General features: G+C 51.5%; 13 protein-coding genes. 6 read left to right on the top strand and 7 right to left on the bottom strand.

The window, feature by feature from the left end:
- Positions 1–28: 28 nt before the first annotated feature.
- Both ACY65G_RS28095 and ACY65G_RS28090 read left to right on the top strand, forming a co-directional pair.
- Positions 29–742 (top strand): isochorismatase family protein, encoded by a 714-nt coding sequence (locus tag ACY65G_RS28095; protein WP_465000578.1) that lies wholly within the window; start codon positions 29–31, stop codon positions 740–742.
- A gap of 227 nt (positions 743–969) precedes the next feature.
- Positions 970–1635 carry a carboxymuconolactone decarboxylase family protein gene (locus ACY65G_RS28090; RefSeq protein ID WP_465000623.1) on the top strand — a complete coding sequence of 222 codons (666 nt, stop codon included), beginning with the start codon at positions 970–972 and terminating at the stop codon, positions 1633–1635.
- A gap of 552 nt (positions 1636–2187) precedes the next feature.
- Here ACY65G_RS28090 and ACY65G_RS28085 read toward each other — a convergent pair.
- From ACY65G_RS28085 to ACY65G_RS28055, 7 genes are all read right to left on the bottom strand, one after another.
- On the bottom strand, positions 2188–3474 hold the full coding sequence (locus tag ACY65G_RS28085) for a hypothetical protein (protein WP_465000577.1): 1287 nt from the start codon (positions 3472–3474) through the stop codon (positions 2188–2190).
- 368 nt (positions 3475–3842) lie between these two features.
- Complete coding sequence (locus ACY65G_RS28080; RefSeq protein WP_465000576.1) at positions 3843–4136, bottom strand: H-NS histone family protein; 294 nt, start codon at positions 4134–4136, stop codon at positions 3843–3845.
- 893 nt (positions 4137–5029) lie between these two features.
- A complete protein-coding gene (locus tag ACY65G_RS28075) occupies positions 5030–6706 on the bottom strand; it encodes a DUF2326 domain-containing protein (protein ID WP_465000575.1) in 1677 nt (558 codons plus the stop codon).
- Between the two features lie 4 nt (positions 6707–6710).
- Complete coding sequence (locus tag ACY65G_RS28070; RefSeq protein ID WP_465000574.1) at positions 6711–6935, bottom strand: ABC-three component system middle component 6; 225 nt, start codon at positions 6933–6935, stop codon at positions 6711–6713.
- Positions 6925–7482: a hypothetical protein gene (locus ACY65G_RS28065; RefSeq protein ID WP_465000573.1), complete on the bottom strand. Its 558-nt coding sequence runs from the start codon at positions 7480–7482 to the stop codon at positions 6925–6927. The genes ACY65G_RS28070 and ACY65G_RS28065 overlap by 11 nt, the downstream gene beginning before the upstream one ends.
- Before the next feature lie 12 nt (positions 7483–7494).
- Positions 7495–7752, bottom strand: a complete 258-nt coding sequence (locus tag ACY65G_RS28060) for a hypothetical protein (RefSeq protein ID WP_465000572.1) — start codon at positions 7750–7752, stop codon at positions 7495–7497.
- 1142 nt (positions 7753–8894) lie between these two features.
- Positions 8895–9902 carry a hypothetical protein gene (locus ACY65G_RS28055; protein WP_465000571.1) on the bottom strand — a complete coding sequence of 336 codons (1008 nt, stop codon included), beginning with the start codon at positions 9900–9902 and terminating at the stop codon, positions 8895–8897.
- Positions 9903–10004: 102 nt separating this feature from the next.
- Here ACY65G_RS28055 and ACY65G_RS28050 point away from each other — a divergent pair, with 102 nt between their 5' ends.
- The 4 genes from ACY65G_RS28050 to ACY65G_RS28035 all read left to right on the top strand — a co-directional run bounded on the left by ACY65G_RS28050 (position 10005) and on the right by ACY65G_RS28035 (position 13987).
- Positions 10005–10448, top strand: a complete 444-nt coding sequence (locus tag ACY65G_RS28050) for a hypothetical protein (RefSeq protein WP_465000570.1) — start codon at positions 10005–10007, stop codon at positions 10446–10448.
- Between the two features lie 495 nt (positions 10449–10943).
- The gene (locus tag ACY65G_RS28045; RefSeq protein ID WP_465000569.1) at positions 10944–11084 is read left to right on the top strand and encodes a hypothetical protein; all 141 of its coding nucleotides are present in this window, start codon (positions 10944–10946) and stop codon (positions 11082–11084) included.
- A gap of 67 nt (positions 11085–11151) precedes the next feature.
- Positions 11152–12063, top strand: coding sequence for a TraB/GumN family protein (locus ACY65G_RS28040; protein ID WP_465000568.1), 912 nt, complete (start codon positions 11152–11154; stop codon positions 12061–12063).
- 433 nt (positions 12064–12496) lie between these two features.
- Positions 12497–13987 carry a zinc-ribbon domain-containing protein gene (locus tag ACY65G_RS28035; RefSeq protein WP_465000567.1) on the top strand — a complete coding sequence of 497 codons (1491 nt, stop codon included), beginning with the start codon at positions 12497–12499 and terminating at the stop codon, positions 13985–13987.
- The last annotated feature ends 125 nt before the right edge of the window (positions 13988–14112 follow it).

The raw sequence follows: 14112 nt of genomic DNA, 5'->3' as shown, positions 1-14112 counted from the left end.
TCGTCCAATTTTCCATAAAGACCCAGCCATGAAAAATCGCCTGAACTTAGACTCAGCCACCCGACGCGGCATGCTATTAAATGGCGGAATGGCGCTAGGCGGCGCCATGTTGACGCTGACGAACGCCTCCGCACTGGCACGGGCCGTCTCGGGCGGCCGTGCGCCGAAGGACGCCAAGTCACACCTTGATCCCGCCGAATGCCAAGTACTTTTCATCGACCTGCAAGCATCGCTCGTTGCACGAAGCACGACGGCAGAACCGGCAGCGATCGCCCTCGCGTCTGGCGCAATGGCAGAAGTGGCAGCCATCTTGAAGCTGCCAACACTATTCAGCGTCGTTCTCGAAGGCGAGAAGGCGCCGGTCCTGCTTGATTCGCTCAAGCCCTACAGCAAGCCACAAAACACGCTGCTGCGCAAGGTAGCGGGCGCATTGACAGACTCCGCTACTTTGAACGCCCTAGCTAGGAACAAGCGCAAGAAACTGATTGTTGGAGGCTTCATCGCCGAGGTCGCGGTCCTACAGGCCGTACTTGATGCGATCACTGACGGCTATGAAGTCTACTATCTGGTCGACTGCATTGGCAGCTTCTCTGCACGGGCAGAAGCTGCCGCATTTCGTGCCATTGAACAAGCAGGCGCTATCCCTACGTCGGTGGTCAGCTTGATGACTCGCCTTGCGCCAGACTTCTACAATTCGCCGGGAAAAGAAGCATTCGCGGCGATCATACCATTACTAAAATGATAACTTTATATTGCCATAACGATATCTATCAAAAGGGCATAACAGGGTTCTTTGAAATGGGAACGGCACGCTGAAGGGGGGCTTCGTCCATGAGGGACGACAAGTCACCGATCTGAGTGGCTGATAGACACGGCAAAATATCCGCCATAACAATGCGCATGACCATGGCACTCGGCTTAATCACCCGATTTCGTCAGACTGCTCTACTTACAATGGAATCAAGAAAAATGAATACTACTCAAGCTACCTCCCAAACTCTGTCGCCCCAACAACAGGTAATCGCACCCATTGCAGCGCTCGCTGCTATTGGAAACATAAACGGCCTGAACAAAGCCTTGGAGCACGCGCTTGACGCCGGCCTGACGATTAGCGAGGCAAAGGAGATATTGGTTCAGCTCTATGCCTACGCCGGCTTTCCACGATGCCTGAATGCGCTGAGCGAGCTGATGAAGGTCGTGCAGAAGCGGCGAGACCGCGGAATGCAGGACGCAGAAGGTGTGGCGCCGGTGAAAGCAATTCCAAAAGGAGATGCGCTATTGGCTGCAGGCACCGCCAACCAGACCAAGTTGGTCGGAGCGGTAGTGAAGGGAGCGCTGTTCGACTTTGCGCCGGCTGCCGACGAATATCTGAAAACCCATCTATTCGGCGACATTTTCGAGCGTGATAACCTCGACTGGAGGAGCCGCGAAATTGCCACCGTCGGTATGTTAGCGGGTCTGGCCGGCGTCGAACCGCAACTGCAATCGCATATTCGCATCAGCATGAACGTTGGTCTCACGGTGGCCCAGTTGCAACAGGTCGGCCAAGTCCTAACAGACCAAGTAAACGCCGATGCTGGACAACGCGTTCGCGACGCTATTGCACAGGTGACCGACGCTGGGAAAGTCGGCTGAGTTGCCGAACCTTTGGTCGAGACCATCTTTACGAAAGGTTTCGGCCAAAGGTATTTATGTTTGATAACGGCACTCACTTAAGTGTCACAAGAAACTTGCGGCGAATGTTAGGCGGCATCGGTTGAAGTCACTCCGCGATGCGGCCGCTGGCCGCACCCGCGCTAGACGTGTAGCTGCGACCAACTTTATTCGCACCCGACCAACTTTATCAGCATTTGAACGGCTGCCCCCCTTTGATGGGTGCAATGTCGAGCGATTTTTCGCGCGCGAAAGTTATCCGAAGCTGTGTCCGCGGGCACTCTTGACCCTTGCTAGTGCAAGTACAGGTAGCATGCGCAGCGCAGCAACCCTCGGCTGTGGGGTGCAAAGGGTAATAAAGCGATGTCAACAGCGAAAATTGGGGGAGATCGCTACACTGGCCGAAGCTCTCATCTATCCCACTTAATGGCTGCTAAGTGGGATACATGCGGATGTTGTTCATGCTTAATCTACTTCTTGGAATGCTCATGCCAGACGATGAGTAACGTGCGCTGGCTAACGTGTTCGCCCGACCTAACGGACGAATCCATGCCGACGCAAGAAGTCAAAGATGTTGGCCAGTGGGATTTTCTCATGCATGATAAATGCAAACTCCATCGGCGCCGGCAGCTTTCCGCGGTGTTCAAAGAGGGTATCAAGCAGCAGCAATTCGTCCTTTTGTGACCTGCTGAGCCATTTTGTTACCGCTGCCTTTACTGTTTCGTATTCTGGCCACGTTTCCGCCCACTCGACCTTTGATGGCTCGGACAGGGCGCGCTCCAGGTTATTGAGTCGGCGACGCAGATCCGGCGTCGCGTCGCCTCCGGATGGGCGTGCCGCTTGTGGCTTAGACGTGAATGGTCTTAGTTCGTTGTGCTCGACCACATAGGTAAAATTCCCGTGATGTGGAAATCCGTACCTGAGAAAACCGCAGCCTTTCAGATCTGCCAGAAAGGCGTGAATCGCCCGCGATGCTTCGAGTCCCGGCACGCGTGTCCTGCCGAACCAGTCGTCGACGAACCTGATGACGTCGAGTGTCTGAAATCGGTAGCTGAGGGGCTGGCCAAACACAAACCGTTTGAAGACCCCGGCTTGCCAGAGTCGATGTGGCGCGGCGATCGCATCATTGTCGGCATGTGTCCTGTCTAAATAGTGTGGCCAGGCTGACTCGATCGATAGGCCAGTGCGCAGCGCCCTTTCTTTCTCGACGAGCGGCTTGGCGCGGTACGCCTGGAACTTGGCGGCCTCGAGTGCGCGCGCAGTATTCTCGGCGTCGAGCCGCTTGAGCTGCATCTGGTACGCCCGTGCACCTAATTCTGCTGCCCGCAAGCGTTGTTCCTCTTTCTGCTGGTCCAGGATCTGGTTGAGACGGTCGACCTCCTGCTCAGCCGCCATGCTCAGTTCCTTACGAACTGCATCGGTCCCTGGAAAGTGCAGCCAGTGCTTATGTGCGGTGCCGTAAAGCAGCTGGTGCTCCAGGGCGTGAATGCCGCTGTCTACTCCTACATCGCCTACGTAGATTTCGATCGTCGGGCGTCCGTAACTTCGCACCTTCGCGAGCTTCTCGGCATCGACAGCGTGCGTGTAGCACACTTCGAGCAGCAATTCTTTTTCGTTCCTGTAGCCGACTACGTCCGGCCGCATTGTTCCCCATTCTGTGCTGGAGATTGTAACTTCCGGGCGGCAAGTATCGAAGCGCACCACCTTTTGTGCGCACAGTTCGCGCGTCATGATGACGGCTGTTCCACCACGCGAGTAGCGTTTGACCGTGACGACCATGGCCGGCACTGTTAACCAGCATGCCTCTAGCAGCACCTGCATGGCGGCCGCGTGGATCGATCGCTCAACGCACCGGTCCGCCCCGGACGCACCATGGTGTGCAAAATGGCGTCGTTTCCTGCCCTGCCTGATCATTAGCTTAGCGCCGCAACCGGGGCATGTGCAGCAGCATGCCAGTCCGGTCTCTTCGACGTCGGCCGGGGAAACGAGCTTGCCGTCCCGGCGTCCGAATGGAACTCTCAGACCATTCGGCGCAGGCGCGCTATCGGCCATCCAAGCGAGCCATAGTTACAATGCGGGAATTCGGTTTTGTTGATTGCTGTCCCATGTCGAAAGCCGCCATTGTAAGTGCTAAGCAGCCGGCATCCGATATCACTTTGATCAGTCTTTGCTTGGCTGGTCGACCAGCTTTACAGCTTGATCAGAAACTCGTCTTTACTTCGACCATTTAACCACAGAGGGGCACGACCGCGGCCAGTCCAGGTCGCGCCAGACACTGGATCACGATACTTGGCCGCGACAGGTGAATGGTCCTTCTTCGGTCGTTTTTTGGTACCGTCTTCCAAGTCTTGCAGAGACAATCCGTGATTCTGCATCAATTCACGAATTTTCTGGATTGCCCCATCTCGCTCGGAACGGCGTAACTCTTCCGCCTGGCGTTCCAATTCGGCGATCTTCGCTTTGATTTCCTGATAACTTGCCATTTAACTTCCTTTGCCAGTTTGATTTGACTAATTTACCATCTGTTCAGCAGTTTGGCCACACTTTAGAGCCGGGCTAATTAGCATTGACCACTATATGCTCAAATCGTACTCGCAACACCGCAGGCGGCATAGGTGCTGGATTCAAGGAATTTTAGTCTACTTTCCACAGAAAATGTGGATAACCGTTACCGCTAGAACCTCCATGAAACCTGACGTTAGCTGAAGTGCTGGTTATTACTCGCCCATCGGATATTTATTTGTATCGACGTACTCTAGTCACCGACCTTAGTATTATGTGCATCGAGGGCTGCTTTCCAAGCCTGGCACTCGTTTTGGGCAATTGCTAGCCTAGGACTTAATTCGCTAAAGTCTGATAAAACAACAAAGACCACTTCTCCTGTAGTGCGTACGTATCGTCGAGATCTGCAACCCGGATAGCAAATCGCAATGATATCCCTGATTGATTTCAAATGACTTTCGCAATCGTCATGTTCACCACATGAGGAGGTAAGGTCGAACCATCTAAGTTCTTGCGTCCCAAGGTCAAACTGCCAGGACTGGCGCGTGGACTGGATCTTCAGTAGTTGTCTCATAGCATCCATTGCCAGCGCGAGCTTGATGTCATCTCTTACCAAAAAAGGCATCCTCACCTCCGATATGTTCGTAGTCGGTATTGTGGCGTGCTTGTGGCTATCTGCATATGGTTAAACGTCGCGAATGTTATTTCGAAAGCGCACAATCGCATGAGTCGCGTCCATTTGAGATAACGCATCTTATACAAAGTCTTGTACTTCGCGCATATCATGAATTTTGGTTGCTTCCTGCAGGAGCAGATGTTTCCGATCAAGCTAAACTCAAAAACTCACTTAAAGCAATTAAAAAATTTTCAGTTTTTATTTTATAGCGAAAAACATATCTTCGTCAGAGAGCAATAATATGGTATTCTTCAGATTTTGGTTATAAAATTCTTTTTCAAGTTTATCGGAGAGCAATGATATTATTTGTTGACCTGGTAGATTTTCGGCTAATTTCAAAATATCAGCGATCTGCTTTTGATCAATATCTTCGATACCGTCGTGAAAGACGAATGATGGCCGCTTCGCACCAATCTCAGCTACAGTGAGGATGTAGGCCATATCGAATGCCATGACTTCTGCTTTCTTTTTCCCGCCTTCAGGATTAGGAGCAGAATTATTGATATCGACCTCACAAGCACCTGTTTCATCATCAAATTTAAGCGAAAATAGGTAAGGATCGGCATGTATTACCTTTGTCAGGGCTGCGAAATGCTTATTAAAAACGACAATAAATTTCTCAACGGAAGCTAATTCTTGAGAAATAGCCCCCAAGGTCTCTTGCAATTTTAGGTTAGCCGTTCGAAAGCCTTCTGCAGCAGTCTTCTGTTGGTCAAGAAGCCCTTCAAGCTTCCCAAGTTCTACTTTTAGTCTACCAAGTTCTTTGATATTTTCAGTAATCTTATCAATGTTTTCCGAAGAACGGATCCTAGAAAACACCTCCGCCTTTTGGCTGTTTATAACGTCTAGTTCAGTCCGTGATTCCTTCTGAGCCCTATGAAGTTCAGGAATATCCTCTGAGATAAACTGCAACTTCTTCGCTACCAATTTATCGTGAAAAGCCAGCACCTCCTCAAAATTGCGCAGTGCCGTTTCAACCGAAACGCCTGCAAACTGGTATATTGCTCTGACTTCATTTAACAGATGATTGCCGCCTTCGTCGTTAAGAATACTAACCGTTCTCTCAACATTGACTAAGCGGCGATGAATATTGAGCGTCCTCTCAGTAATTCTGTTTTCTTCATCTTGGAGTTCGGTCAATCGCCTAACAGGATTAACATCATTTGGCGAATATTCAAATCGCAATATATCCTCCTCTAACTCCGACGCTTGCTTCCTATATTTAACGACCTCTGCTGATGGTTTCTGCTCTTTTATAATGGCATTTAATGCGGCACCTTGTTTCTTCCGGCGAGCTGCTAAATTTCCTTGCTCTCGCTTTTCAGTCAGTAATTGAGTATTTGCAAATCCAAAGAGATATAAAAAAAGCTCGCTATAGTCCTTTGCTGCAGAGCGTGGATCCAAGAATTTGGTCGTGTTAAGCATCTTGTGATTATCATTCCGAATGAACTTTGGAGCAACAAATCTGATCGACGGTCGCCTAGTGCGAATCTGAAAGAAAAATAATTGAAGTGCTTCTTCATAGTTGGCCTCACTAACTTCTTTTCCATCGATATAGAATGACCTTATTTCTTTATCAATCGAAAGATTCCTTGACGCTCTATGCAATAATCCGTCGAGCGCTACAAAGTCGAGCTGAGCCTCTACTACTGAGTTCTTGAATAAATCCTCTATTTTTTGATTAGCTTTTCCAAATTCTTCATCAATATAAATGGGATCAATAGGTCCCATAAATAAGAAGTCGACAATACGAGATAAGGTTGATTTGCCAACGCTATTACCAGATCTACCAACTCCGCGACGGTTCATAACCAAATTCAATCCTCGCCGAAACTCAACAATTCTTATTGTTTCGCCGTTGCGAATGATACGCAAGCATTTAAGCTCCATTAATCTTTACCTTGTCATCAATAAGGTCTACAGCAGAAATTATGAAAAGCCAGTCCAAGGCAAGTATTGCATGATCTAACGAAACATTAAAAAAACTAGCAGTTTCCCGTAGTATTTTTGAAATCTCAACAGGTGAGTTTCTAATGCCGTAGAGAATATGGGCACCCATTCGAATAACATTTATGCGCGGGTCGCAGCCTGGATCAGGTAGCATTATTAGGATTTTCAAAAATAATGCATTCAATAAACGCATGTGCGACGATAACATTAATTCCCTGATCTATCATCTCTTTGATGCCCAAGCTGTTCTTAGATTCAAAAGCGTAACTTCGAAGTTTTCCAATGATGAAGTCCACTATAAACGTCGAGTTTTCGCGAACTAAAATTACATCAACTTCATCACACATGTATTCTATCCCACATGCATCTAGAGCAGCGAAGTACAAATCATTCAGATTTCTGAGTACAATCTGTTCCCCAAAGGGGATTACTGAATCAATTCCTTTATACGCCACCTCAATGGCTGCGGAATAGTCCATGTACTGCTTTATAATATATTGGCGACCTTGCAGTTGATTGAACTGGATCTTCGCTAAAGTTGATGCAGGCGGGCGTCGTCGAATCTGCTGAAAAACAAACGGCTGCTGTGCTAATCCTAGTAGTAGCTCGTTTATTGCAGAATTGACCTGATATTCAGGTGAATCGCCAATGTGAACGTTTCCCGCTACGTTTTCAATATTTACCGTTTTATTGGCGAGCATAATCGACTCGACTTACATATTAATTGTCATACCGCCGGAATTTCGGCCTGTATGTACATTCTTTTCTCCATTCTGCGTTACTTCACTTTTGCTTGCATCCACTTTTGTTTTATTCAAGGAGTTTTGCAAATTCGCGACTTGATTCTGAGTCTGATGTAACTCTGTACGTAACTTAATGTTTGCGTTTCTTTGGAAAATACTGTAAACAAAACCGGCTACGCCACAGATCCAAGCAATCGCAATGCCAAGTTCAGAATTAAAGAAAGACATATTATTCCCCTCAAAGATGGTGTTCCTATTAGCAATAAGTGTAGCTTTTTGGCGGGCATGCGTCCATAATTTATTGCTGCTGTCGTGGAGGAAGGCAAATTTGTCTGCAAATTTCTAAGGCCTTGCCCCCTGCTCGTATGCTTTTTCAGACAAATTCTCCCTCGTCCACAGGAAGGCATTTTTGTCTACAAAGAGCATAAGAAGGTCATATTCTCTACTCGCAGCTTTTGACCGTCGGAGCACGGCGTAAGTTGTTGAGACCATGAGTGAAAATCGCTTCCTGTCTGCAGTTTCGAGCACCCGACCACGTGGCACCCGCGTGATCGAGATGTTTAGTCCGAAGCTGGGCCGACGACTACAGTGTTTTGGTGAGCAGCTCTTCGAACAGTGGGTTGGCCTAGAAGCGGATCCGACGAGTCAGACATTTTGCGAACGCCCCGTTTTTCTGGACTGGGTCGGTATGCGACTCGCCGACTTTTGGGTAATGCAAGAAGACGAGGAAGCTCTGCTCATTGTTGATGCCTGGAGCACAGTATCGACGCTCGCGCACGATGGTGTCGAACTGCCAGTTCGAGCGTACCGGGCCCCGAACTGGCAGCCGCGCGCACCTGGGTCGATAATTGGAAACGCATGCTGTCTGTGATCGTTTCCTGCCGTTCCAAGTTGACGCCCCCTTTTTTGCAGTCGATCGTACATTTCATTTCCGAGCCAATGCAACTCTCCCGCATTGAGGACCAGTTCACCAAAGGCGATCTCGCACTAACGCGGGCCGCTATCTTCACGCTGCTCCATGCTGGGAGCCTGCAAGCTCCGCGACTACATACTGAACAGCTTTCATTTTTGATTCGTTTTCATCCTGTGGGGGCGAACCATGGATCGTCGTCGTGCTGACCTATGACCGTCGTAAAAGCACGGTGATGACAGCCCTACCTTCGCCATCACTTACTGACTGCGGTAAGGGCGCGGACACCCGGGGTTGCAACGACGTCGGCAGTCGTCCTCACAATGCCTGCGCTCGGCGCGACAGTCATCGCAGTCCGAAAAGATCCAGGAACGTGCTCTAGTCTAATGGATTCTTAACGCATCACTGTTACGACGCCGGCAGGGTAAATTAGCAGGTTCTTTAGCCCTGCCTAACGGTTTCAATTTTGAATAGTTGTGAGAATTCCATTGCTGAAATATAAAAAATTTCCATCTCCGTACACCCACTGTTCAAATGTTCCGGTTGCCGTGGTCGTGCGATTGACACTATCTGGTTTTCCCCAATTCGAAGCGAGTACGCGTTTCTTGCTCATTCCGATTGCAACACCGCCTTTGCGTTTATTTTCTGCGACACGCTTTGCCGCAGCAACTGCCAGCACGGCCTCTTGCTTGGCTCGCTCCTTCTCAACGGCTATGGCAAGCTCTCTTTTTTCGGCGTCGTACCGTTGTTGCAATACAATGGGTGACTCCGAATATAGAGGATTAGCGTACGGTTCTGCAATGTACTTCTCCGTCAGTGTTACTCGCGTCCTTGCAGAATGATAATAGAAAATATCCCCACTGACATAGGCGTCCGTACCATCATCCAGCCGAACTTGGTACGCGTGTGTTTCTTGATTGCGCCTATCTTTTTCGACGATGTAGCGGATAGGAACGAAACTGAATACTGCAGGCATCACGGAAATGATCTTCTTTAGGTCCACGCCATATTGGTTAATCTCATAACCACGATAGAAGTAACGCGTTGAGATTGGCAAACCACCTGACTCTTGAATCCAAACTCGCAAACCGATCGCACTTTCATGAAATGTTCTTTTTGCGTTCGCCGCCGGCTGAGAAACAGCGCGAATTTTCATATCCGTATCCTGCGTGCTTTCGTTCGCAGGTGTTTCCGAGCACCGCTTTTCGACGAGTTTGCCGACCTCCACCCCTGCAATATCTACTAAGCTAGTATCCGTCCAGATTCCGTCAGCGGATCGGCCTGATTCATCACCTTTTCGATCCAAAACAGTCAGTGCTTGAGACTGCGAATATCCAATTGATCGCAATTCTGCGAGTTTTCGAGCAAATAAGCCGTCTTCGACGCATGTGCCGAACACTGGAGAGGAAAACGCCAGGGGAGATATACATAGTGCCGTTGCAAAAACATGGAGCGTTGAAATTTTCATCTTATTGTTCAGTATGCTTTTTTAAGGTAAATTGACTGCAGCACTGGCTTGCTCATCCTGGCAGGTCAAGTTCAATCGGTAAATCAACCATGAAGGTGTTTAATGACCGCTATATACAACGGTTTGCAATTCAAAACGCAACTTGAAGCCCAATGGGCAGCATTTTTTGATTTGGCGGAATGGGAATGGTACGTCAATCCCGTTCCAGTCGGCAACTGGGCTCCGGACTTTCGCGTCACCTTCCCGTGCCGCCACTCTGAATGCGGGGGTTCGCATACCCTACTGATTGCTGTGTTGCCGCTGTCAAAAAGTGAGAATTTCGAAGGTCATCCTTGTCTCAGCCATTCTTATGGCATCAACGAAGCCAACGTTGATGACTACGAAGGATTGGGCATCTCCATCGCCGCGGGTGCGGCCTTTGGCACTTCGCCAACGGCGACGATATGGGAAATGTCTCATGGGTCCGGGGGGGGAATCGAAGACGTGAACGCATGGGTAGAACATGCGAGCGATTTATGGGAAAAAGCTAAAGATCTCGTGAAGTGATCGGCAGACCGGTTAGACGGCGCGCACTTTTGGGTGCGCAATACGCAGCTACATCGGCCGCAGCGCTCGGCAGAACGACGTCAGGAATTCACCACATTTACGGCGATCACGGGACGCGAGCCCGTGGCCACGTGCTGACGCCGTTCCCCCGAATGCCGGGCCCTGGTCGGAACTGCTTTCGTTTGCAAATTCACGATTGTGTCGTCACTGGTCGATTCCCTGTGCGACGCCCTCGGGCGGTGAAGACCGAAGGAATTACGCCGGCGCTTGACGACGACCAGGCCCGCGCTGCTGGCCCCCTCCTCCCCTTTTCGGAGCCGGTATCTCTGTGCGCTGTGGGATGGGAACGCTTGGAAGACCGATCACTTCACAAGGGGTGAGATCCATATCGATGATGAGCCTATGTATCAAGTGGGGAAGAAGGCAGCTGGCCGCCAGCTGGACGGCTCGCAGCACGACGGCTTTCCCGTCATACCCCACTAACGAAAGGACACCATGAAAATCAACAGCTCGGACGAAGCACGGCAGTACGTGCTGACGTTCATGTGCGAACGCTTTATCGACAAAGCGTTTCGCGAAGGCCGCAAGCCGCGCGCTCCGTGGACCATTAGAAATTGTCGGCTACGAGCTGCGTGACCGAATGCGCACCCGGTGCCGCGTGCGTTATGCTGATCGCTCCAAACGTGATGTGGAGAGTTACACCATGCCTTTCAAGATTGTTGTCGTAATGGTGTTTGCCGCGACCTGCTCCGGATTTGCCTCTGCTACAAAACCTGTCAATGGTGTCCCAGCCCTGCAGGTGATCGCACCAAATGGAGCTATCAGTACGTTGCTGGGTACGATGCATGTGGGGTACACAGGACTTCGCCAGCCTGCCCTGTCGTTGTTAGATAGAGCGCGAACACTGGTGATTGAGCATTCACTGGATAACGCACCGCAAGACCTCGACTATGCACCAGAAGCTTTCGCTGCATTGCAAGCCACGGGGAAGTGGGGCCGTGCGAACTGGGCAAAGAGTCTTGACGACAAGCAGCTCGAACGCATTCGAACGAACCTAACGTGTATAACGAAGCAGTCAATCACGCCTGATGAATTTGATTCGTTTCTCATTGCTCGTGCTCCCCGCCTGATGTCTGCAGTTGCGTTCTGGCCTTGCCCCAGCTCCCCGGGGCGTGACGCGCTACTCATCGATGCCGCACGGAAGCGAAGCGTGGCGATTGTTGAGTTGGAGTCCCAGGAGGAGATCGCGGCACGCAGGCGAGCGATCCCTGATCACATGTATGTCCAACAGCTGCGGTACGGCCTGAAAACAGATCTAGATAACCTGTACCGGGAACTCGTGCGTGCATTGAACCAGGGCGACTACACCGCGATCGCCCATACTGTGGCGACGAGCTTCGATAACCGTGCCGACGCTGCGCTTTCGCACCGCATCCTCGTGAGTGAACGGAATGCCGCCTGGATGCCTCGACTCATTGCGGAGCTGGACGCTGGCGACGCAGTGGTTGCGGTCGGCGCGGCGCACCTGCCCGGCAGCGACGGTCTCGTTACTCTGTTGACCAATGCAGGATACAAAGTAAAGCCGATTGTGGTACCGGGTCAAACAACTCAGTAACCTAGCTGCAGTAGACCTGCTGTGTCTCGAACGAAAGTCCGAATCAGCGTGGCCGAGCGTTGAATGCAATGCTGCACAGATCAATGTCGGCCGTCCCTTACATTTGACTTGCCAAGAAGAAATTAGTATAGTTTTCACACCCATCCATAGTCCGGCCGGGGCTGACGCGGATCCTGCACGGTAGCTGGTCGCTGATACCCAACTTCTGCAGTCAGCGTCGCAATTCATGCCCCTGAAGCAAACTCTCGAAGACCTGCAAATCCTAGCCCGAAGTCGGGGCGGAGACTGTACATCTGATACCTATTCCGGAGCAAATGTACACCACCAGTGGAGGTGTCACGCCGGACATTTATGGAGCGCTCGACCTGGAGAAGTCAAAGCGGGTACTTGGTGTCCTTCCTGTGCGGGCCGCGGTCGATACACAGCAAAGTTCGTGCAGGAAGCGGCCTCCGCGCGAGGCGGACGGCTTGTCACAGACAAGCCCAAGTTCCAAGTCGAAGACGAGGCCGTATTTGAATGCGCAGAGGGTCACCAATGGTCGGCGCAGGTTGGCCGCGTAGCAAAAGGCAAAAGCTGGTGCCGAACATGCGGCTATGACCAGGTGAGTAAGAAGCTTAGCGGCAGCCTGGATGAACTGCAGAAACTGGCGCAGGATCGAGGTGGCCAGTGCCTGTCCACCGTGTATCCGCGGCGCGGCCAAAAAGCCCGTTGGAAGTGCATCAACGGCCACGAGTGGGACGCCCAGGTCGCAGCAGTCAAACACGGGGGCACCTGGTGTCCGTCATGTACGCAGCCGCTCATATCAGAGAGCTTCTGCCGTGCTCTCATCGAGGCACAGCTTGGAAAATCGTTTCCAAAGGCTAGGCCCGCCTGGCTGAAACCAGAGAACGGGCGACGCTTGGAACTTGATGGCTACTGCCGTGAGCTGGCTCTAGCTTTCGAATATCAGGGTGAGCATCACTACCACGCGTACAGCTACACGGGCGGGCCAGAGGCCTTGGCGCGACGGCAAAGCAATGACGCCTTGAAGCGTGTTCTCTGTGTACTTAACGACGTCCGCCTGGTGGAGATCCCCTACACCATGTCGCAACAGGAAATCGTCGACTTCCTGGCCACCACATTCACCGAGTGGGGTTTAGGCGAAATGCTGCGCACGGACGTCGCCCTCTCCCAGCTCAAGTATTACCCGTCATCCCGGCTGGACGAGATGGAGGCCATTGCGCAGGGATTCGGTGGCACCTGCCTGGCCGATCGATATGTCTCCGTGAGGGAGCCAGTGCGATGGCGATGTGGACGTGAGCACGAATGGTTGTCAGCCTTCCACGAGGTAAAGAACAAGGGCCACTGGTGCCTAGAGTGCAGCGGCAGCCGGAAGCTGACGTTGGACGAAATACAAGCAGTTGCCGCGTCTCGCGGCGGTCGATGCCTCGCGACCGAGTACACATCGGTTGAGTCTCCTCTCGAGTGGGAATGCGGCGCAGGTCATCGATGGATTGCCACGCCCAACATGATACGCAACGCGAAAAGCTGGTGCCCTCATTGCGCCGGGACCGCGCGATTGTCGCTTAGCGACGCGGTCGACTACGCGCGGTCTAAAGGCGGCGAGTGCCTTTCGACGTCGTATGTAAATGGCAGAACCAAAATGCACTGGACATGCTCGAATGGGCACGTGTGGGAGGCCGCTTTCGGTTCGATGAAGAACGGGAATCAGTGGTGTCGCCAATGTAGCGGTAAAGCTCCTTTAACCTTGGTCGAAATGCGCTCAATGGCGGCCGAGCGAGGGGGAGAATGTCTGTCCTTCTCGTACGTCAACCTGGCCACTCCTTTGGAATGGCGGTGTGGGCAGGGACATATCTTTCGCGCTACGCCCAATGCGGTCCGGCACGGGAAGACCTGGTGTGCTATCTGCCGCGCATCGAAGTAGCGGTGCACCATCCTATGTCTTTAGAGGAACGTTGCGTATTTTTATACACAGCGTTCGGTATTGCCGGTAGTGGCCAGGAAAAATTGTACTATCGCAGCGTTTCCACATCAATCCGAACTGACATC

Source organism: Pseudoduganella sp. jia 12, assembly GCF_055502675.1.
The sequence above is the reverse complement of the archived record's forward strand: the minus strand, read 5'-3'. Positions and strand labels throughout refer to the sequence as shown.

Excerpts from the sequence above, each read along its gene's own strand:
- ACY65G_RS28095 (WP_465000578.1), top strand. The coding sequence starts at position 29 with ATGAAAAATCGCCTGAACTTAGACTCAGCCACCCGACGCGGCATGCTA.
- ACY65G_RS28090 (WP_465000623.1), top strand. The coding sequence starts at position 970 with ATGAATACTACTCAAGCTACCTCCCAAACTCTGTCGCCCCAACAACAG.
- ACY65G_RS28085 (WP_465000577.1), bottom strand. The coding sequence starts at position 3,474 with ATGCAGGTGCTGCTAGAGGCATGCTGGTTAACAGTGCCGGCCATGGTC.
- ACY65G_RS28080 (WP_465000576.1), bottom strand. The coding sequence starts at position 4,136 with ATGGCAAGTTATCAGGAAATCAAAGCGAAGATCGCCGAATTGGAACGC.
- ACY65G_RS28070 (WP_465000574.1), bottom strand. The coding sequence starts at position 6,935 with ATGCTACCTGATCCAGGCTGCGACCCGCGCATAAATGTTATTCGAATG.
- ACY65G_RS28065 (WP_465000573.1), bottom strand. The coding sequence starts at position 7,482 with ATGCTCGCCAATAAAACGGTAAATATTGAAAACGTAGCGGGAAACGTT.
- ACY65G_RS28060 (WP_465000572.1), bottom strand. The coding sequence starts at position 7,752 with ATGTCTTTCTTTAATTCTGAACTTGGCATTGCGATTGCTTGGATCTGT.
- ACY65G_RS28055 (WP_465000571.1), bottom strand. The coding sequence starts at position 9,902 with ATGAAAATTTCAACGCTCCATGTTTTTGCAACGGCACTATGTATATCT.
- ACY65G_RS28050 (WP_465000570.1), top strand. The coding sequence starts at position 10,005 with ATGACCGCTATATACAACGGTTTGCAATTCAAAACGCAACTTGAAGCC.
- ACY65G_RS28045 (WP_465000569.1), top strand. The coding sequence starts at position 10,944 with ATGAAAATCAACAGCTCGGACGAAGCACGGCAGTACGTGCTGACGTTC.
- ACY65G_RS28040 (WP_465000568.1), top strand. The coding sequence starts at position 11,152 with ATGCCTTTCAAGATTGTTGTCGTAATGGTGTTTGCCGCGACCTGCTCC.